A 19,658-nucleotide genomic window follows, 5' to 3' on the forward strand; every position below is an offset into this window, starting at 1 on the left:
AGACGCTGCATTCAGGCCTTGCGGATGAATTTAAAAATCAAGATCCAGAAGCTCAGGATCAGCGAGGCCACCGGGAACTGCAGCGCGGTGGGCATGAAGTAGATGACCAGCACCCCGGGGCCCCACACGCACCACACGGCGATGATGACGGGCAGGTAGCGCCGGCTCCAAAAGTCGGCCGAGGCCAAGGTGCGCAGGGTGCTGGTGCGAAAACCCTCGTCCTTCCAGAGGAAGACGGCCACCATGACGAAGTTGGACACCGGCGAGTAGACGAACTGGTCGAACAGCATCTTCTTGACGATGGTGGCGGCGTCATTGCCACTGCCAAACAGGGCCACCTGCACCGAATACAACACGTCCACCGAAATGCCGATGAGCCCGAACACCACAATGGCAAAGGCCATGTCGCGGGCTATGGTGCGGGGTACCGGCTGGCGCAGCACCGCCCAGGCCAGCAGCTCGGGCACCAGCACGGCAAACGCGGCGTAGGTGACGAAGGAGCCCGGATAACCCCAGGCCTGCTTGAGCGTGCCCCACTGCGTGAGGCCGCTCTGCACGGCCGGGCTCCAAAGGTAGGCCAGCAAGAGCAACACCAGCCCACTCCACAGCACCAGCCCCGGCCGCATATTGGCCTGCACCGCCGTGCGGACCTGGTGCAGGGCCGTGGGTTTGGGGGTTGCCCGCATCAGGCGGCAGCGGCCATGCGGGCCGCCAGCGCCAGCTCGGCCATCTGCACCGCGCCCTCAAAGCTGCGCGCGCCGCCAATGAACAGGTTCAGGTGGCAAAACACGCTGTCCGCCACGCCGTTCACCGCGGCCAGCTCGCCATCGCGCAGGCCGGCCCAGGCATCGGGCAGGTCCATGCGCGCAGTGAAGGAACCTGACTCCACGGGCACGGTTTTGATCTGGTACTGGTTGCCATCGGAGTCGGGGTAGATGACAAACATCACCTCGGGCATCTCGTGCACCACCACATGCGTCCAGGGCATGCCGCCTTCTTGCAGGTGCAGCACGCGGCCGCCCAGCAGGCGTGGCGCGTGGCGCACGGTGTCCATGGCGCGCAGCTGCGCCACTTTTTTGCTGATGGCGTGGTCCAAAAACTTGCGCGTGATGGCAATGGCTTCGCGAAAGCGGGTTTCCAGCAAGGCGGCCTTGGCCGTGTGGTCTAGGCCCTGCTCTTCCAGCCAGTGGGTGTTGAGCTGGGCGATGAGGCTGGACAGGCCAAAGATGCCGGGCGACACATCGCCCTGGCCGGTGTCCACAATGTCCAGGTACTGCACCAGCGAGTGGTCGATGGAGTTGACCACGCTGGCCACGGCCGCGTCGTCAAGCGTGTGGCCGTGGGTGCCGGCCCAGGCCTGCACATAGGCCGTGCCAAAGGCCGACCACACCAGGCCCGCGCTGGCGTAGCCCACGCCGGGCACGGTGGTGCCGTCCACCTCGTGCGCGGGGCGCGCACCGTCAAAGCCGCGCTGGTGGTGATCGAACCGGCCGGTGGCCGCGTCCCAGGTGCCACCCACGTCGACCACAAAGTCGGCGGTCTCAATCAGCTCTTGTTTGCGGGTGCGAATGAGGGTGTGCGATGGGAACACGCCCATCAGGATGCCCACGCCAAATACGTCGTCGGCATGGAAGGTGCCACTGTGCGTGGCGATGGTGGTGGTAGCAAGGGTCATGGGTCGATTTTAGATGCCAAACAGGCCTCTAGCCCCCGATGAATATGCGCAAACAGCTACTGATTTGATAGCAAATTAACAACCGCGCGGCGCCCTAGCGCAGCTTGAACACCGACACCGCCTGCACCAGCTCACGTGCCTGGCCGCTCAGGCTGCTGGCGGCGGCGGCCATTTCTTCCACCAGTGCGGCGTTTTGCTGGGTGGCCTGGTCCATCTGGGTCACGGCTTCGCCCACCTGGCTGACCCCGGCACTTTGCTCGCTGCTGGCGGCGCTGATCTCGCCCATGATGTCGGTCACCCGGCGGATGCTGGTCACCACCTCGTTCATGGTGCTACCCGCCTTGTCCACCAAGGCCGTGCCCTGGTCCACACGGGTCACGCTGTCGTTGATCAGGGTTTTGATTTCTTTGGCGGCATCGGCACTGCGGCCGGCCAGGCTGCGCACCTCGCTGGCCACCACGGCAAAGCCACGGCCCTGCTCACCGGCCCGCGCGGCTTCTACCGCGGCGTTGAGCGCCAGGATGTTGGTCTGGAAAGCGATGCCGTCGATGACGTTGATGATGTCGGCAATACGTTTGGAGCTGTCGCTGATGCCCTTCATGGTGTCCACCACTTGCGACACCACGCTGCCACCTTCCATGGCCACGGTGGAGGCACTTTGCGCCAGCTGGTTGGCCTGGCGCGCGTTGTCGGCGTTTTGTTTCACGGTGGAAGACAACTCCTCCATGCTGGCGGCGGTTTCTTCCAGCGCGCTGGCCTGGCTTTCGGTGCGGGCGCTCAGGTCGTTATTGCCCTGCGCGATCTCTGCGCTGGCGGTGGCCACCGACTCGGACCCGGTGCGCACGGTGGACACCACCTTGACCAAGCCGTCCTGCATGGAGGACAGGGTTTGCAACAGCTGGGCGATTTCGTCTTTGCCTTGCGCGTGGATGGTGTGGGACAAGTCCCCCTCGGCCACCGCACGGGCGGTTTCCATGGCCATGCCCAGCGGCCGCGTGACACTGCGGCTGATGACCACGCCCAGCGTGATGCCGATCAGCACACACACCACAATCAAGCCCAGCGTGATGTTGCGGCTGCGCTCGTACAGCGTGGTGTTGTCGTCGGACACCCGCTGCGCCCCGGTTTCAAACACCTTGGTCAGGTCGGACATGGCCACCCCCACCTTGATGCTGGGTTGCACCACGCTGCCCCCCAGAAACTGCAGCACGGGGGAGTCGAGCTGCATCTCTGCGCTGGTCAACAATTTAAGGATGCCGTCCAGCGCCGCCTGGTCCGCCTTCCAGGCTTCGTCCACCTTGGCAAAACCTGCCAGGGCCTCGGGGTCGGTGACCTTGGCGCGCGCCTCGTTCAGCAGCTCCAGGCTCTTGGCGCGGCCCGCGTCAATGCGTTTGAGCGCACCGTTGCGGCCTTCCATATTGGTGGCAATGATGGCGTCGCGCAGCGCCACCACCGCCGCGTAGCGCTGCACATTGGCCTCTTTGACCAGCGAGAGGCCTACCGTTTGTTTTTCGTAGAGCTCGGTGTCGGCGTCGTTGAGCACGCCCATGTTGCGAATGGCAAACAGGCCCAGGGCCGCGCCAATCAGAGACACCAGAATGAAGGCCAAGACCAGCTTGGTCGAGATCTTGTAGTCAGACAGAGACATGCCGTCTCCTTTCGAAGGGATGGATTCCGGGCAGACTGCGCAACGACGCGAAAAGATTCTAGCCAGTAGCCGCCCAGAAAAGATAGCAATTTCTGCAGCCCCAGACGTGACCACGCCCCCAGGGCCGGGGTCGGCGCTGGGGGCGTGGGGCGGGTGGGGGTCAATTACTTGGGCAACAGCACCTTGTCGATGACGTGGATCACGCCGTTGGATTGGTACACATCGGCAATCGTCACCGTGGCGGTGCCGCCTTTTTCATCGGTCAGCATCACTTTGGCGCCGCTGGCCTTGGCGGTCAGGGTGCCACCGCTCACGGTCTTGATGGTGGCCATACCCTTGCCATCCATGATCATCTTGCTCAGTGCTGCAGCGTCCCACTTGCCGGCCACCACGTGGTAGGTCAGGACGGTGGTGAGCATGCCTTTGTTCTCGGGCTTCAGCAGCGTGTCCACGGTGCCGGCGGGCAGCGCAGCAAAGGCCGCATTCACCGGGGCGAACACGGTGAAGGGGCCAGGGCTCTTCAGCGTATCCACCAGGCCTGCCGCTTTCACCGCAGCCACCAGCGTGGTGTGGTCTTTGGAATTGACGGCGTTGTCGATGATGTCCTTGGACGCCAGCATGGGCGCTCCGCCCACCATGACGTCGGCCATGGCGGCCACGGACACGGCAGACATGGCGAGCGCCAGGCTGAAAGAGGCGAGCTTGCGGGTGGTGATAACAGATGCCATGGAAATACTCCTGTGGGTTGGTAAGTAACAAGCCGAAATGTCGCGGCTGTACTGAATACGCGGCCCTGCAGGTATTGGATTCAACCGCGTCACGGGTGGGGTGAAAAAAATGGACGCCGGGCCGCCAAGGCCCCGCAAAAGCTGGGGTAAAGCGGCCCCGGGATTCGTCAAAAACTGGCCCAGGCCCTACCATCGCCCGCCCAACGGAAGAAAAGGACCCGCCATGAAATGCCCCCAATGCACCGACGTGACTCTGGTGATGACCGAGCGCCAAGGTGTGGAAATTGACTACTGCCCCACCTGCCGCGGTGTGTGGCTGGACCGTGGTGAACTCGACAAGCTAATTGAACGTGGCGCCAGCGCGCCAGCGGTGGTACAACCCGCTTACCAGCCGCCCCCGCGCCGCCCCGACTTTGCCGACTCCGACTACCACCAGAACCAAAGTGGTTACGGCAAGCGCAAGCACAAGTCGTGGCTCAGCGAGATTTTTGACTGACCTTTTGAACTGAGAACCTGACCATGGAATTTTTGACCGACCCCAATGTGTGGATTGCCTTTGGGATGTTGACCGCCCTGGAAATCGTGCTGGGCATTGACAACATCATCTTCATCTCCATTCTGGTGGGCCGGCTGCCCCCCGAGCTGCGCGACAAGGCGCGCCGCCTGGGCCTGGGTTTTGCCATGGTCTCGCGCCTGTTGCTGCTGTTCTCGCTGAGCTGGGTCATGGGCCTCACCAACGACCTGTTCACGGTCGCCAACCACGGCTTCAGCGGCCGCGACCTGGTGCTGCTGCTGGGTGGCATCTTCCTGCTCTACAAGGCCTCGCACGAGATTTTTGTCGAAGTGGAAGCGCGTGAACAACACGCCCCTGCCGCCACCGACTCGGCCGCCGTCAAGGCCGCGGGCACCAAGCTGTTCTGGGCCATCATCGGCCAGATCGCCATCATCGACATCGTGTTCTCGCTGGACTCGGTCATCACCGCCGTGGGCATGGTGGACCAGATCAGCGTGATGGTGGCTGCCGTGGTGACCTCGGTGGGTGTGATGCTGGTGGCCGCCAAGCCGATTGGCGAGTTTGTGGACAAACACCCTTCCGTCAAGGTGCTGGCCCTGGCCTTCCTGGTGATGGTGGGCATGGCACTGACCGCCGAAGCCTTTGACCAGGAAATCCCCAAGGGTTACATCTACGCCGCCATGGCCTTCTCGCTGGGGGTGGAAGCCCTCAATATCCGCGCCCGCAGCAAACGCCAGGCGCTCAACAAATAAGCATCAAATCGGCCTTTGAGGCCGTGGATACTGCGCTAACAGCTCCTGATTTCATAGCGAATCAGGAGCTGTTTTTTTGTGCAGCGGCGCCAGCAGCTGCGTCACCCAGCTGCCCCCGCTGACCAGCAGAATGCCCAGCAACACGGGCACCGCCCCCAGCACAAAACTCAGCTCAATGGGTTCGTCCAGCAGCCAGGCGCCCAGCACGATGCCAAACAGCGGCGTCATGAACGAGAACACACCCAGGCGCGAGGCCAGGTAGTGGCGCAGCAGCCAGAACCAGACCAGAAAACTGGCAAACGACACCACCAGCGTGTGAAAGGCCAGGTTGGCCCAGAGCCAGGGCGTGGGGGTGAAGTGGGCCTGACCCGTGAGCAGCGCCGCCACCAAGAGCAACACAAAGGCACACACCAGTTGGTAGAGCAGGGTTTGGGTGGCCGGCGCGCTGGACAGGCGCGAGCAGCGCACCACCATGGTGGTGGCGCCCCAGGCCATGCCGGCCAGCAGGCCCAAAAAGTCGCCCCACAACATATTGCCGGGCACTGCTGCAGACGGCTGGCTGCGGCCAAAAAAAGCGATGGAAATACCGCAAAACGCCAGTGCAATGCCCAGCCACTGCACCGCACCCAGCCGCTCGGCCGGCAAGCGCCAGTGCAGGCCCAGCGCCGCGAAGATGGGCGCGGTGTACAAAAACACCACCATGTGTGAGGCACTGGTGTGGCGCAGCCCCTCGCCCACCAGCAAAAATTCCAACCCAAACAGGCCGCCCACCACCAGGCCCGGGCGCCAGCTGCCATCGCGCAGGCCCCAGCTCTCGCCACGCACCAGCATCACCAAGCCCACCAGCACCGCGGCGGCGCCAGAGCGCAGGGCAATCAGAAAGATAGGCGCAATGTCGGCGGCTGTGGCCTTGAGCGCAACCTGCTGCAAGGCCCACAGCACACACAGCACCAACATGCAGCCGATGGCTGGGGAATCGAGGGGTTTTCGGGTGTCCATGGCTGCATTATTGAAGTGACGGCTTTCATTGATATAGTGAAAACCAGACAAGCCATACGCCGAAGCCGCCAAACGTCACCCGCGCCACCGCCATGCCCATCCTCAAACCCAAACTGGAGGTCCCGCTCACCAGCCCCAACCTGCCTGCGCCCATCATGTTCCGCAGCGCAGTGGCGCCGGCCGAGGGCATTTACCCGCTGCACCAACACGCCTGGGGCGAGTTTGTGTATTCCTTTAGCGGCGTGATGGAAGTGAAGGTGGCAGACCACCACTACCTGGCGCCACCGCAGTACGGCGTGTGGCTGCCGCCCAAGCTCCAACACGTGGGGCTGAACCGCTACGAGGCTTACCACTGCTCCTTGTATGTAGGCCCGCAGCTGTGTAGTGCCATGCCCGCCACGCCCTGCGCGGTGACCGTGAGCCCGCTGGTGCGTGCGCTGCTGGAGCACCTGCGCCAACAGCCGCCCGGGCAAGACGCGACGCCCCAGCACCTGCGCCTGCTGCAGGTGCTGCTGGACCAGCTGGTGCTGGCGCCGCGCGCTGGCAGCTACCTGCCCAGCTCCGAAGACCCGCTGCTCAGCGCCGTGTTGCGCCTGCTGGAGGCCAACCCCGGCGATAACCGCTCCTTGCCCGCGCTGGCCCACGCCGCCCACACCACCGAGCGCACGCTCACACGGCGCTGCCAGCGCGACCTGGGCATGTCATTGGCGGAGTGGCGGCAGCGCCTGCGGGTGGTGCGCGCCATGCCGCTGCTGGAGGCGGGGCAGACGGTGGAGACGATTGCGCTGGACCTGGGCTATGGCAGTGCTTCGGCCTTTATCACCATGTTCAAGCGGCTCATGGGCAGCACGCCCGATGAGTACCGCCGAGCGGCGTTGGCCTAGGCTGCGACCTGCGTCGGCGCGCCGCCAAAGCGGCTTTCAGCCTGCTTGCGGAACTCCGAGGGCGTCATGCCCTTGAGCTCCAGAAAACGGCGGTTGAAGTTGGCCACGTTGTTAAAGCCCACGTCGTAACAGATGTTGGTCACATACCGGTCCGAACTCATGAGCAGCTGGCAGGCGCGGTTGATGCGCACGCGGTTCACAAAGTCCGTGTAGGTGTTGCCCGTCGCACGGCGGAAGAAACGCGAGAACCGGCTCTCGCTCATGGCCAGCTCGGCCGCCACCTCGGCCGCCGTTTGTGAATGGGAGGGGTTCTCGGTGATGCGGTTGACGATGGTGTTGATCTGGTCCAGCTCGGCATCGTTTTCCACACCGCGCATTTGCACGTTCGACAACAGGCGGTAGTCGGTGCAGCGTGCCAGGTCGGTCATGAATTCACAAAAGGCCGCCAGGCGCTTGAGGCCGCGCGAGGTCTTGACCGCATGCCAGTGCGCCTCGGCCTGCGCCGACAGGCCAAAAAACTCGATGCCGTGGCGCGCCCGCTCCAACAGCGGCAACACCTCAGCAAACTCGGGAATGCTCTGACAGGCCTGCTCCAACGGTTCGTGGCGGAACTGGATCACCAGGTCGCGCTTGTCCACGCCCTCTTCGGGCACATCGAGCGAGATCCAGTTGTGCGGCAGGCGCGGGCCACACAGGATCAATTGGCCGGGCTCAAACGGCCCAATCCAGTCGCCCACAAACACCTTGCCGGAGGTGGCGGTGATGAGGTGCAGCTCGTACTCGTCGTGGCAGTGCCAGCGCGCCAGCGGCGTGGGGTAACCATGCCCCAGGCAACGGATAAAGCCCACCTCGTCGGTGGGCTCGTAACCCAGCGACGGGTTGCGGTTGTAGTCCGCCTCCAGCTCGGGGGCACGGCGGCGGCTGACTGGACTGCCCAGCTGCGCAAGCGATTGGTGGGTAGCGACCATGGCAACCTCCATCAGAGTAACTTCAACACATCACATTACCAGTATTCGCCGCCCTGCTCAGCCCAGGTGGTTTTCCACAAAACGCAACACGCGTGCATGGGCCACCCGCAGCGCATCGACCAAGGGTGGGCGTGACGCCAGCGGTCCCCACAACACGGGGTCGGCGGCAAACGCGGCCACCGGGTCGGCAGACTCGCAGATGGCGTGTGCCGCGGCCGGATCCATGGCCTGGTCCTGGTAGGTGTAGGCAATCTGCCCCGCATGCCAGCGCTGCAGGTAGGCCAAAAAAAGGGCCGGCAACATGGCCACGCTCTGGATGGACTCGCCGCGCGCCAGGCGCTCGCGGATGGTGGGCGCAATAAAACCCGGAATCTTGGAATACCCGTCCATGGCCACGCGCTGGTTGGTGTCCTGGATGGCGGGGTTGCCAAAGCGGTCCAGCACCACGTCGCGGTACTGGCGCAGGTCCAGCGGGCTGGGGTTCTCGGGGGTGTCCAGCACGGGGATGGTGTCGTCCGTCACATAGTCGTAGGCCATGCGGCGGATGGCAGCGTCATGCGTGCCTTCGTGGATGTACTGGTAACCCACCAGTGTGCCGGCCCAGGCGATGCAGCTGTGGGTGGCGTTGAGCAGGCGGATCTTGGCCTCTTCATACGCGTCCACCGAAGCCACCATTTCCACGCCTACGGTTTCCCATGCGGGGCGGCCGGCAATGAAGTGGTCTTCGATCACCCACTGGATAAAACTCTCACCCATCAGCGCAGCACGGTCGTCCCAGCCGGTGGCCGCTTTCACGCGCTCGGCCACATCGGGCGTGGGGCGTGGGGTGATGCGGTCCACCATGGCGTTGGGGCTGCTGGTATTGGCTTCGACCCAGGCCTGGAGGGCCGTGTCGCCCAGCGCGGCTATGAACTGCAGCAGGCCGCTGCGCGAGCGTTCGCCGTTGTGGCGCAGGTTGTCGCAGTTCATCAGCGTCACCGCGCCAGCACCGGTTTGCATACGTGCGCGCAGGATGCTGACCAGACCACCGTAAATGGTGTGGCCGGCTTGGCCCGCCTTCACCGCCGCCAGGTCGGCGCGCAGGTCGGCAAAGGTGGCCCAGTCGAGCTGGTTTTTCGCATCCAGGTAATAGCCGGCTTCGGTCACCGTGAAAGAGATGATGCGGGTGGCCGGTTCTGCGCCCACCGCGATCAGCGGCGCCAGATCGTCCTGGTAGGGAATGACCTTCTGGATGGACTCGATGCGGGTGTAGCTGCGCTCGCCCTGGGGGGTGACGGTTTCCAGCGTGTAGGCACCGCCCTGGGCCTGCAAAGCGGCCATGGTTTCGGCCATGTCCGGGCGCAGGTTGCCACCGGCGATGGACCAGGTGGTGTCGCCCTGCTGGCGCAGTTCATGGATGTAAAGCGCTTGGTGTGCGCGGTGGAACGAACCCAGTCCGAGGTGAAGAATCGTGTGCATGGTCAGGCGTGAAAAAGGAAAAGGTCAGAGCTCGCGCAAAGGTCGCTCAGAGATCAAACTGGGTGGGCATCATCACGACGTCGCGGATGGTCATGCCACGGGGGCGGGTGAGCATGAACAACACCACATCGGCCACCTCAGACGCCTCCAGCAAACTGCCCTTGGCCTTGGCTTCTTCCAGCTTTTCGGCGGGCCAGTCGGCCAGCAGCGAGGTGATGACAGGCCCCGGCGAAATGGAGCCCACGCGGATGCCGTGTTTGAACACTTGGCGGCGCACGGTCTGCACAAAACAGTTGATGGCCCATTTGGAAGAGGCATAGACCGGCTCCCAGGGCGTGGGAAAGTGCGCGGCCAGCGAGCTGGTGACGATGATGTCGCCCACGCCGCGCTCAATCATGTGGGGCAACACGTTGTGCACGTTTTTCATCACCACATTCACATTCAGGTTGAGCATGCGGTCGATGGCATCGGGATCCGAATCCACCAAGTCGCCGCCCACATAGAGGCCGGCGTTGGCGTGGAACACATCGAGCCGGCCTGCCAGTTCCAACACCCGTGCGAGCAGCGTGGCGCATTGTTTGGCATCGAGCAGGTCCAGCACCAGCGGCAAGGCCTGGGGGCCCAGGGCTGCGCAGGCTTTGTCCAGCGCCGCCTGGTCACGGTCGACCAAGACGACGCGGGCGCCGGCTTCCACCATGGCACGGGCGCTGGCCAGGCCGATGCCAGAGGCGGCACCGGTGACGGCGGCCACTTGGCCTTGCAAGGGAAATGGGGTGTTCTGAGTCATGGTGTGGGGCAATGCGTTCGGGTCAGTGTTTGCCGGCCGCGACCACACGGCCGTTGGCGTCAAACAGGTGGGCGGAGTCACCGTCAATCTGCACGCCCACGGCCGAGCCCACCTGCAGGTCGGTGCGGGTGTTGAGGCGGGCCACGAGTTGGGCGCCCAGGTCGGTGCTCACGTAGATCAGGGTCTCGGCGCCCAGCGCCTCGATCAACTCGACCTTGGCCTGCGCCTGGCCCTGGCCGGGTGCCACGAGCGCAATACTCTCAGGGCGCAGGCCGATCGAACCTAGCGCAGGCACGGCCACACCGGCCACGGTGGTGAGCTGGGGCAGCTTGGCGGCTTCGACCACGTTCATCTGCGGTGTGCCAATGAACTGCGCCACAAACTGGTTGGCCGGGCGGTCGTACAGCTCCAGCGGGGTGCCCACCTGTTCGATGTTGCCGTCGCGCAGCACCACCACACGGTCAGCCAGGGTCATGGCTTCTACCTGGTCGTGTGTCACGTAGATGGTGGTGGCGCCCAGGTCGCGGTGCAGCTTGGCAATCTCGATACGGGTCTGGCCACGCAGCGCGGCGTCCAGGTTGGACAAAGGCTCGTCAAACAAAAATACCTTGGGGGCACGCACGATGGCGCGGCCAATGGCGACGCGCTGGCGCTGGCCACCCGACAGTTCTTTGGGTGTGCGCTGCAGGTAGTCGGTCAGGTTCAAGATCTTGGCGGCGCGGTCGACCTTGTCCTTGATGATGGCCGGATCCACGTTGGCGAGTTTGAGCGCGAAGCTCATGTTTTCGAACACGCTCATGTGGGGGTAGAGCGCATAACTCTGGAACACCATGGCCAGGTCGCGCTTGCTGGAAGGCAGGTGGGTGATGTCGCGGCCGTCGAGTTGCAGGCTGCCGCTGTCGATGGCTTCCAGGCCGGCGATGAGGCGCAACAGTGTGGACTTGCCGCAGCCGGATGGACCGACAAACACCACAAATTCGCCCTGCTGGATGGCTAGGTCAATGCCCTTGATGACACGGTGTTCGCCGAACAGTTTTTCAACGCCGCTGAGTTGGAGGTAAGACATGAAAGAGGTCTCCTGATCTGATCTTTATTAGTTACAAACGTTTGAGTGCCGAACACCCATACCAGGGGTGCCGCAGAACCGGCTTAGCCGGGCTGCTGGCACCGCCCCCTGCAAGGGGGAAAGCGGCCACACGAAGTGGGCAAGCCGGGGGGTGTGCATCACTTCACGGCGCCGAAGGTCAGGCCTTGCACCAATTGTTTTTGGCTGAACCAGCCGAACACCACGATGGGTGCAATGGCCATGAAAGAGGCGGCGGACAGCTTGGCCCAGAAGAGGCCTTCGGGGCTGGAGTAGGAGGCGATCAGTGTGGCCAGCGTGCCGGCCTTGGCGGCGCTCAGGTTGAGCGACCAGAAGGCTTCGTTCCAGCTCAGCACCAGGGTGAGCAAACCAGTGGAGGCCAGGCCGCCCATGGTGAGCGGCAGCAGCACGTAGCGGAACTCGTTCCACAGCGTGGCGCCGTCCATGCGCGAGGCTTCCAGAATCTCGGCCGGAATCTCCTTGAGGTAGGAGTACAACATCCACACCATGATGGGCAGGTTGGACAGCGTGAACACAATCACCAGGCCAGTACGCGTATCCAGCAGGCCGCTGGTTTGCGCCATCACATACACCGGCACCAGCGCGCCCACGGCGGGCATCATCTTGGTGGACAACATCCACATCAGGATGTCCTTGGTGTACTTGCCCTTGAAGAAGGCCATGGCGTACGCAGCTGGGAAAGCCAGCATCAAACCCAGAACGGTGGAGGCCACGCTGGTGATCAGCGAGTTGGTGGCGTAGAGCATGTAATCACTGCGCTCTTGCACGATCTCGAAGTTCTCCAGCGTGGGCGTGAAGAACACCAGCGGCGGCACCGAGATGGCTTGCAACTCGGTTTTGAAAGCCGTGAGCACCAGCCAGCCCAGGGGGAAGAACAGCATGAAGGTGACCACCCACGCCGTGAGCGTGCGCAGCCAGAACAGCCAGGAAAAAGTTTTGCGTTGTGTCATGGGAATGTGCTCACTTGTCCAGGTTTTTGCCAACCATGCGGATCAAAAAGACCGCGGCAATATTGGCCAGCACCACCGCAAACAGGGCACCGGCCGAAGCCACACCGGCGTCAAAGTTCAGCAGCGCCTGCTTGAAGATCAGGAAGGCCACGTTGGTGCTCGCGTCGCCCGGGCCGCCACCGGTGGTGGTGTAGATCTCGGCAAACACGCTGAGCAAAAAGATCATTTCAATCATCACCACGATGGCCACCGAACGTGCCAGGTGCGGCAGGTACAGGTAACGCAGCTGCTGCAGGTAGTTGGCGCCGTCCATGCGTGAGGCTTCGAGCTGCTCGCGGTTCATGCTTTGCAGCGAGGTGATGAAAATCAGCGTGGCAAATGGCAACCACTGCCAGGACACGATGATGATGACGCTGAACAGCGGGAAGTCGGTGAGCCAGTCCACCGGCGTGCCGCCAAAGAAGATCCACACCTGCGCCAACACGCCGTAGATGGGGTTCATCATCATGTGTTTCCACAGCAGCGCATTCACCGTGGGCATCACAAAGAAGGGCGAGATGAGCAGGATGCGCACCAGACCGCGGCCCGGAAAGGGCTCGTCGATCAGCAGCGCAATCAGCGTGCCCAGCACCACGGTGATGAGGATCACGCTGCCCAGCAGCAGCAAGGTGTTCATGACGGCCGTGCCAAAGGACGGGTCGGTCATGAAGTATTCGAAATTCTCCAGACCGATAAAGCCCGTCTGTTCCGGCTGCATCAGGTTGAAGCGAATGACCGAGAAATAAATGGTCATCACCAGAGGCACGATCATCCACAAGAAGAGTGAGATGACGGCCGGTGCCATGAGGGCACGGGGTATGAAGCGGTTCATGGGGAGCCTCGCGGGCAAATTTGCGGAAAAGGGCGCGCAGGTTGCCCCGCGCGCCTAAAGTCAAGCTACCGGAGAGAGATGCTTACTTGTAGTAGCCAGCCTTCTTCATTTCGCGGTCTGCCGCGACTTGAGAAGCCTTCAGGGCCGCGTCCACCGAGGTCTTGCCAGCCAGGGCTGCGCTCATTTGCTGACCCACGGTCGCGCCAATCGCCTGGAACTCGGGGATGGCAGCAAACTGCACACCGACGTACGGGCTCTTGGGCAAGGTGCTGTCATTGGGGTTGGCAGAGTCAATCGCGGCTTTTTCAGCAGCGGCAAACTTGGCAGCCTTCATGAACTCGGGGTTGGCGTAGGTGCTCTTGCGGGTACCGGTGGGCACGTGGGCCCAGCCATTGGTCTTGGCCACCAGCTCGATGTATTCCTTGGAGGTTGCCCAGGTCACAAACTTGGTGGCTGCGTCCACTTTCTTGGTGCCCGAAGGAATGGCCAGCGCCCAGGCCCACAACCAGTTGGCACCCTTGGGTGTCACGGCCGTTGGTGCTTGTGCAAATGCCACCTTGTCAGCCACCTTGGACTGCTTGGGGTCGGTGATGAAAGACGCTGCGATGGTCGCGTCGATCCACATGCCGCACTTGCCTTCGTTGTACAGCGCCAAAATTTCGTTGAAGCTGTTGGCAGAAGAGCCGGGAGGGCCGTAGTTCTTCAGCAGGTCCACGTAGAAGTTGATGGAATCCTTCCAGGGCTTGCTTTCCAGTTGGGGCTTCCAGCTGGTGTCAAACCACTGACCACCGTTGGTGTTCACCAGCGTGGTCAGGAAGGCCATGTTGTCACCCCAGCCTGGTTTGCCGCGCAGGCAGATGCCGTACACGCCGTTCTTGGGATCGTGGATCTTGGCGGCCAGGGCCTTGATGTCGGTCCAGGTGGGCTTGTCAGCCACTTTGATGCCAGCCTTGTCTGCCAAGTCCTTGCGGTACATCAGCATGGAGGATTCGCCGTAGAAAGGCACGGCAAACATCTTGCCGTCGACCGACAGGCCGTTGCGCATGGCGGGCAGGATGTCGTCTGCATCGTACTTGGCGTCGGTCTTCAGCTCTTGCAGCCAACCCTTTTTGCCCCAGATCGGGGTTTCGTACATGCCGATGGTCATCACATCGAACTGGCCGCCCTTGGTGGCGATGTCGGTGGTCACGCGCTGGCGCAGCACGCCTTCTTCCAGGGTCACCCACTTCAGTTTGATGTCGGGGTTGGCGGTTTCGAAGTTCTTGCTGAGCTTCTGCATTTCGATCATGTGGCCGTTGTTCACGGTGGCCACGACGAGTTCTGTCTGCGCAAAGGCGGCGCCAGCCACCAAACCAAAGGCCAAAGCGAGAGATGCTTTGAGTTTCATGAATCTGTCTCCTGTTGTTGAAAGTCCGGGGTCATCAGCCAATGCCTAGCGATGCATCGACAGGGCTGAATAGTAGAAGTCCCCCCCCCGGGGGGTTGATACTTTTGGCACGATTGCATGTATTTCCATGCGCCAACTAGCTAGGGTTTTCCCACATACACGCCAGAACGTATTGATATTGGGAAATTTTGGCGAAGTTCGGCCTGAGGGTTTTACCCCAGCCCACGGGCTGCAGCAAGCCGGCGCAGCCCCTCGTCAAAAGGGGCTTGGACACCCCATCTACAGATGTTTAGGTAATTAAGAACTGAGAAAACAGTAGTTCCTGTTTTAACGACGCACTTCCAGAATCCACCCCATCGCACTGTTGCGTTGCTTTTTTTGGAGTGTTGTTATGGCCCACCGCCGTCTTGTTTTGAACCTGGCCCTTGCCACCGGCCTGCTGGCCACTGCCGCCAGCAGCTTTGCCCAAAAGTCGGTCGAGCTGCTCAATGTGTCGTATGACCCGACGCGGGAGCTGTACGTGGAATTCAACGCCGCCTTTGCCAAACACTGGAAAGCCAAAACCGGCCAGGACGTGAGCATCAAACAAAGCCATGGCGGTTCGGGCAAACAGGCCCGCTCCATCATCGACGGCCTGGAGGCCGATGTGGCCACGCTGGCCCTGGCCGGCGACACCGACGCCGTGGCCAAAAACGGCGGCTGGATCAACAAGGACTGGCAAAAGCGCCTGCCGCACAACGCCTCGCCTTACACCTCCACCATCGTGCTGGCCGTGCGTGAAGGCAACCCCAAGGGCATCAAGGACTGGGACGACCTGATCCGCCCCGACGTGAAGGTGATCACGCCCAACCCCAAAACCAGCGGTGGCGCCCGCTGGAACTACCTGGCGGCCTGGGAATTTGCCAAGCGCAAGTTCGGCAGTGACGCCAAAGCCAAGGAATTTGTGACCAAGCTGTTTGCCAACGTGCCGATTCTGGACACCGGCGCGCGCGGCTCCACCATCACCTTTGCCCAGCGCAACCAGGGCGACGTGCTGATCGCCTGGGAGAACGAGGCCTATTTGCTGGAAAAGGAATTTGGCGCCAAGTTTGACGTCGTCGCCCCCAGCCTGAGCATCCTGGCCGAACCCGCTGTGGCCGTGGTGGACAAAAACGTGGACAAAAAGGGCACCCGCGCCGTGGCCACCGCCTACCTGGAGTACCTGTACACCGAAGAAGGCCAGGACATTGCGGGCAAAAACTTCTACCGCCCCGCCGTCTCGGCCAAGGCCCAGGCCAAGTACGCCAAGCAGTTCCCCAAGATCAACCTGTTCACCATCGACCAGGCCTTTGGCGGCTGGGACAAGGCGGACAAAGAACACTTTGCCGACGGCGGCAGCTTTGACCAGATCTACACCAAAAAGTAATCAAATTGGCCTCTGGCCCTTATGGAGTATGCGCAAGCAGCTCCTAATTAAATAGCAAAATCACCTCAGGGAGCGTTTTCATGTCGGTACTTTTGATTGCGGGCAGCCCTTCGGAGCGCTCGCGCACCGCCGCCCTGCTGGAGGCCACGGGCCAACGGCTGGAGGCGCGTGGTGTGCAGGTGGACCGGCTGCGCGTGCGGGACCTTTCACCCCAGGCCCTGCTGCTGGCCGACTTTGGCCACCCCTCCATCAGCCAGGCTGCGGGCCAGGTGGCGCGGGCGGACGTGGTCATCGTCGCCACGCCGGTCTACAAGGCGGCCTACAGCGGCGTGCTCAAGGTGTTTTTGGACCTGCTGCCGCAGGACGGTTTTAAAAACAAGGTGGTGTTGCCCCTGGCCACCGGCGGCAGCCCGCACCACATGCTGGCGCTGGACTACTCGCTGCGCCCAGTGCTGCAGTCGCTGGGGGCCAAACACATCCTGCCCGGCATCTACGCCACCGATGCGCAGGTTGCAGTGTCGGAAAGCGGCAGTTACCAGGTCGGCACCGACATCGGGCGCCGGCTGGACGACGCCGTGAACACCCTGGTGACCGAAACCCTGCAGCCCGGCCTGGCCATAGCCGCCCGGTTTGCGCCGGTGGCGTTTTCGCAGGTGCAGTACAGCTCCTGAGCCCTCCACCCTTCATTTACTTTTTTCAGGAATCCCCATGTCCATCCAAGCCATCAACGTCCGCAACCAGTTCAAGGGCAAAGTCCGCGAAATCATCCGTGGCGACGTCGTCTCCGAGATCGATGTCGAAACCCCCTGGGGCATCGTCACCTCGGTCATCACCACCCGCTCGGTCGACGACCTGCAACTGCAGATCGGCTCCGACGTCGTGGCCCTGGTCAAATCGACCGAGGTGTCCATCGCCAAGCTGTGATCTGAGGGGGGCGGCGCGAGCCGCTAAGCTAGGCCGGTTGTCAACCACCGCGCCCGCCCAGCATCGCCCCCCATGTCCAAGATCGGCTTTCTCGTCATCGCCTTCACCGCGCTGGTGCTCATGGTGTTATCGGTATGGCGCGAACGCCGCAGCGAGGGGTGGCGCAGCCGGGGCCTGTGCCACCAATGTGGTGCCCACCTGGGAGCGGACGCCAAGTCCGTTCCACTTCGCTTCATGAGCCGCGGCAATACGGTGCGTATCTGCGGCGGCTGCGCCAAAGAGCGACACATTCAGCGCTGGATGTTGGCCAGCTTCGCGCTGGTGGCGCTCATCGCACTGGCCATTTGGTGGTCGCTGCAACGCAGCTAATCCGTCTACACCACCGACTGGGGCCGTTCGATCATGTGTTGGTAGACCATGCTCTGCAGCAGCATCTGGTCGTTGGGGTCCAGCGCTACAAACTGCAGGCCAAAGTGGGCCAGCGAGGTGCCGCTTTGTTTGAGCGTCTCATCGTCAAACACCGTGCGCACCATAGCCGCCACAGACAGTTCGGCCTCTATGTTGTGGAGCTTGAGCTTGAAGCTGAGCCGCAGGGTGTCACCGGTCTCGGCCATGGTGCGCCGCCCGTCCAGCAAGGCGCCATTGGCACTTAAATTGGAAATCACGGCGGTGTGTTCGGTCGTGTCGCCCTGTTCGGCGCGAACCTTCACGATGATTTTGGTTTTGACACGGGCGGCCTTGCGGATCACGGTGCCCTGGATTTTTTTGGGAAAGGAAATGTGCAGGTAGCTGTAGGGCACCCGGCACACCCGCTGCACATCGCAGGCAAAACCAAACGCGTTCTGGCCTGAGAAGACCCGCATGATGAGCTGGTCGCCAGGCATTACCTGCATGGGCACACTGCCGCCCGTGGTGGGCGCCGTGATCAGCAAACTTTGGTCTTGCAGGTACCCAATCAGCTTGACCGGGCTGCGCTCGGTAGAAACCGTGGCGGGGGGCTGCACCTGCAGGCGGTCGCCCACCTTCAGGTTCATGGCGTCAAAAGGGAAGGTTTCCTGTGGCGTGCTGCCTGCGGCTTCTGCCGTGGTCTGGCCCTCATCGCGACTCTCAGACGGTGCGTCTGCCCCCCAATCGCGCGGCTCAACTTGCAAGCTATTCATCGTGTGTGGTGTGAAGTGGGTCTACACAACCACTGTACGCGAGGAATAGCCCCCGCGTTTACGCCGCCTTCTGTTTGCGCACGGTGAACTGGTTCACCGGTCGCTCCAGCCCCAGGTTTTCGCGCAGGGTGCTGCCTTCGTATTTCGTGCGGAACAGGCCGCGGCGCTGCAGCTCGGGGATGACCAGGTCGACAAAGTCGTCTAGCGACTCGGGCAGCACAGGCGGCATGACGTTGAATCCATCGGCTGCGCCGTTCTCAAACCAGCTTTGAATTTCGTCGGCAATCTTCTCGGGCGTGCCCACCACCACCCAGTGGCCACGCGCACCGGCCAAATACTCGTAGAGCTGGCGCACGGTGAGCTTGTCGCGGCGGGCCAGTTCCAGCACCACGTGGGCGCGGCTGTTGCGGCCCAGGGGCGGCTGCGGGATGTAGGGCGGCGGGGCATCCAGGTCCCAGGTACTGAGGTCTTCACCGGGCCAGAAGGGTGCGATGGTGCTCAGACCCACCGAGGGGTGGATGAGCTTTTGCAATGCTGCCCACTTGGCATCGGCCTCTTCCTGCGTGCGGCCCACCACGGGCGAGATGCCGGGCAGCACCAGCAGCTGTTCGGGCCGGCGGCCGTACTTGGCGAGGCGGCCTTTCACATCGGCATAAAACGCTTGCGCCTCGGCCAAGCTGGTCCAGGCGGTAAAGATGGCTTCGGCGGTGGCGGCAGCCAGTTCCTTGCCAGGCTCGGACGAGCCGGCCTGCACGATGACCGGGTAACCCTGGGGCGAACGTTCGATGTTGAGCGGGCCTTTGACCTTCAGGTGTTTGCCCACGTGGTTCAGTGTGTGCAGCTTGGCCGGGTCGAAGTACACACCGCTGGCCGGGTCGCGGCTGAAGGCGTCGTCTTCAAAACTGTCCCACAGGCCCTTCACCACATCGACAAACTCGTGGGAGCGTTCGTAGCGGGTTTCCGGGTCGGGGTGTTTGTCCAGGCCAAAGTTGCCATAGACGTTCTCGGCGCTGGTGGTCACCACGTTCCAGGCCGCACGGCCCTTGCTGATGTGGTCCAGCGAGGCAAACTTGCGTGCCAGCAAATACGGGTCTTCGTAGGTGGTGGAGGCGGTGGCCACAAAACCAATGTGTTTGGTCACCGCGGCCAGCGCGGCCCATAGCGTCACCGGCTCAAAGTGCGATACCCGGCCCTGGCGGCTGAAGGCTTCGTCATCGCCCTCAAACCAGAGGCCCGGGCTGTCGGCCACAAACACCTGGTCAAACAGGCCGCGCTCGGCGGTTTTGGCAACCTCGATGTAGTGGTCAATGTTGGTGCCCGAGTCGATTTGTGACCCGGGGTGGCGCCAGGCGGCGATGTGGTGGCCGGTGGCCATGATGAATGCGCCCAGGCGCAGTTGGCGTTGTGACATGACAGTTCCTTGTAGGTATGAAGATGTGAAAA

At 62.6% G+C, this 19,658-nt stretch carries 21 protein-coding genes; 7 read left to right on the forward strand and 14 right to left on the reverse strand.

Annotated features, from left to right (window positions below):
- Nucleotides 1-11: 11 nt before the first annotated feature.
- The 4 genes from AC097A_RS16865 to AC097A_RS16880 form a co-directional block, all read right to left on the reverse strand.
- On the reverse strand, nt 12-686 hold the full coding sequence (locus AC097A_RS16865; RefSeq protein WP_479621731.1) for a hypothetical protein: 675 nt from the start codon (nt 684-686) through the stop codon (nt 12-14).
- Nucleotides 686-1,675, reverse strand: coding sequence for an MYG1 family protein (locus tag AC097A_RS16870; protein WP_479621732.1), 990 nt, complete (start codon nt 1,673-1,675; stop codon nt 686-688). The genes AC097A_RS16865 and AC097A_RS16870 overlap by 1 nt, the downstream gene beginning before the upstream one ends.
- A gap of 94 nt (nt 1,676-1,769) precedes the next feature.
- Nucleotides 1,770-3,323: a methyl-accepting chemotaxis protein gene (locus AC097A_RS16875; RefSeq protein ID WP_315494119.1), complete on the reverse strand. Its 1,554-nt coding sequence runs from the start codon at nt 3,321-3,323 to the stop codon at nt 1,770-1,772.
- Between the two features lie 164 nt (nt 3,324-3,487).
- Nucleotides 3,488-4,051, reverse strand: coding sequence for a fasciclin domain-containing protein (locus tag AC097A_RS16880; protein ID WP_105261858.1), 564 nt, complete (start codon nt 4,049-4,051; stop codon nt 3,488-3,490).
- A gap of 223 nt (nt 4,052-4,274) precedes the next feature.
- Here AC097A_RS16880 and AC097A_RS16885 point away from each other — a divergent pair, with 223 nt between their 5' ends.
- Nucleotides 4,275-4,547 (forward strand): TFIIB-type zinc ribbon-containing protein, encoded by a 273-nt coding sequence (locus AC097A_RS16885; RefSeq protein ID WP_315494118.1) that lies wholly within the window; start codon nt 4,275-4,277, stop codon nt 4,545-4,547.
- 23 nt (nt 4,548-4,570) lie between these two features.
- Complete coding sequence (locus AC097A_RS16890) at nt 4,571-5,317, forward strand: TerC family protein (RefSeq protein ID WP_105261860.1); 747 nt, start codon at nt 4,571-4,573, stop codon at nt 5,315-5,317.
- A 51-nt stretch (nt 5,318-5,368) separates the two neighbouring features.
- On the opposite strand, the gene AC097A_RS16895 is transcribed toward AC097A_RS16890, so the two are convergent.
- The gene (locus AC097A_RS16895) at nt 5,369-6,316 is read right to left on the reverse strand and encodes a DMT family transporter (RefSeq protein ID WP_479621733.1); all 948 of its coding nucleotides are present in this window, start codon (nt 6,314-6,316) and stop codon (nt 5,369-5,371) included.
- A gap of 92 nt (nt 6,317-6,408) precedes the next feature.
- On the opposite strand from AC097A_RS16895, the gene AC097A_RS16900 reads away from it, so the two are divergent.
- Nucleotides 6,409-7,200, forward strand: coding sequence for an AraC family ligand binding domain-containing protein (locus AC097A_RS16900; protein WP_479621734.1), 792 nt, complete (start codon nt 6,409-6,411; stop codon nt 7,198-7,200).
- On the opposite strand, the gene AC097A_RS16905 is transcribed toward AC097A_RS16900, so the two are convergent.
- From AC097A_RS16905 to AC097A_RS16935, 7 genes are all read right to left on the reverse strand, one after another.
- On the reverse strand, nt 7,197-8,168 hold the full coding sequence (locus AC097A_RS16905; protein ID WP_479621735.1) for an AraC family transcriptional regulator: 972 nt from the start codon (nt 8,166-8,168) through the stop codon (nt 7,197-7,199). The two genes, AC097A_RS16900 and AC097A_RS16905, sit on opposite strands and share 4 nt — an antisense overlap.
- Nucleotides 8,169-8,225: 57 nt before the next feature.
- Nucleotides 8,226-9,626, reverse strand: a complete 1,401-nt coding sequence (dalD, locus tag AC097A_RS16910) for a D-arabinitol 4-dehydrogenase (protein ID WP_479621736.1) — start codon at nt 9,624-9,626, stop codon at nt 8,226-8,228.
- Between the two features lie 46 nt (nt 9,627-9,672).
- Complete coding sequence (locus AC097A_RS16915; protein WP_315849294.1) at nt 9,673-10,413, reverse strand: SDR family NAD(P)-dependent oxidoreductase; 741 nt, start codon at nt 10,411-10,413, stop codon at nt 9,673-9,675.
- Between the two features lie 22 nt (nt 10,414-10,435).
- Nucleotides 10,436-11,479, reverse strand: a complete 1,044-nt coding sequence (locus AC097A_RS16920; RefSeq protein ID WP_315496857.1) for a sn-glycerol-3-phosphate ABC transporter ATP-binding protein UgpC — start codon at nt 11,477-11,479, stop codon at nt 10,436-10,438.
- A 158-nt stretch (nt 11,480-11,637) separates the two neighbouring features.
- Nucleotides 11,638-12,468: a carbohydrate ABC transporter permease gene (locus tag AC097A_RS16925; protein ID WP_479621737.1), complete on the reverse strand. Its 831-nt coding sequence runs from the start codon at nt 12,466-12,468 to the stop codon at nt 11,638-11,640.
- Between the two features lie 10 nt (nt 12,469-12,478).
- The gene (locus AC097A_RS16930) at nt 12,479-13,339 is read right to left on the reverse strand and encodes a carbohydrate ABC transporter permease (protein WP_105261868.1); all 861 of its coding nucleotides are present in this window, start codon (nt 13,337-13,339) and stop codon (nt 12,479-12,481) included.
- 82 nt (nt 13,340-13,421) lie between these two features.
- A complete protein-coding gene (locus AC097A_RS16935; protein WP_105261869.1) occupies nt 13,422-14,726 on the reverse strand; it encodes an ABC transporter substrate-binding protein in 1,305 nt (434 codons plus the stop codon).
- 391 nt (nt 14,727-15,117) lie between these two features.
- On the opposite strand from AC097A_RS16935, the gene AC097A_RS16940 reads away from it, so the two are divergent.
- The 4 genes from AC097A_RS16940 (at nt 15,118) to AC097A_RS16955 (ending at nt 17,424) form a co-directional block, all read left to right on the forward strand.
- Entirely contained in the window at nt 15,118-16,131 is a 1,014-nt protein-coding gene (locus AC097A_RS16940) for a sulfate ABC transporter substrate-binding protein (RefSeq protein ID WP_315480403.1), read from the forward strand.
- Between the two features lie 80 nt (nt 16,132-16,211).
- The gene (gene ssuE / locus AC097A_RS16945; RefSeq protein WP_315480402.1) at nt 16,212-16,802 is read left to right on the forward strand and encodes an NADPH-dependent FMN reductase; all 591 of its coding nucleotides are present in this window, start codon (nt 16,212-16,214) and stop codon (nt 16,800-16,802) included.
- Between the two features lie 37 nt (nt 16,803-16,839).
- Complete coding sequence (locus AC097A_RS16950; RefSeq protein WP_105261872.1) at nt 16,840-17,055, forward strand: TOBE domain-containing protein; 216 nt, start codon at nt 16,840-16,842, stop codon at nt 17,053-17,055.
- 72 nt (nt 17,056-17,127) lie between these two features.
- Entirely contained in the window at nt 17,128-17,424 is a 297-nt protein-coding gene (locus AC097A_RS16955) for a hypothetical protein (protein ID WP_315849297.1), read from the forward strand.
- A 5-nt stretch (nt 17,425-17,429) separates the two neighbouring features.
- Here the strand turns inward: AC097A_RS16955 and AC097A_RS16960 are convergent, their stop codons facing one another.
- Both AC097A_RS16960 and AC097A_RS16965 read right to left on the reverse strand, forming a co-directional pair.
- Nucleotides 17,430-18,215 carry a flagellar brake protein gene (locus AC097A_RS16960; protein ID WP_105261874.1) on the reverse strand — a complete coding sequence of 262 codons (786 nt, stop codon included), beginning with the start codon at nt 18,213-18,215 and terminating at the stop codon, nt 17,430-17,432.
- 58 nt (nt 18,216-18,273) lie between these two features.
- A complete protein-coding gene (locus AC097A_RS16965; protein WP_479621738.1) occupies nt 18,274-19,626 on the reverse strand; it encodes an LLM class flavin-dependent oxidoreductase in 1,353 nt (450 codons plus the stop codon).
- Nucleotides 19,627-19,658: the final 32 nt, after the last annotated feature.

The organism is Rhodoferax sp. XS2R6 (assembly GCF_056521365.1).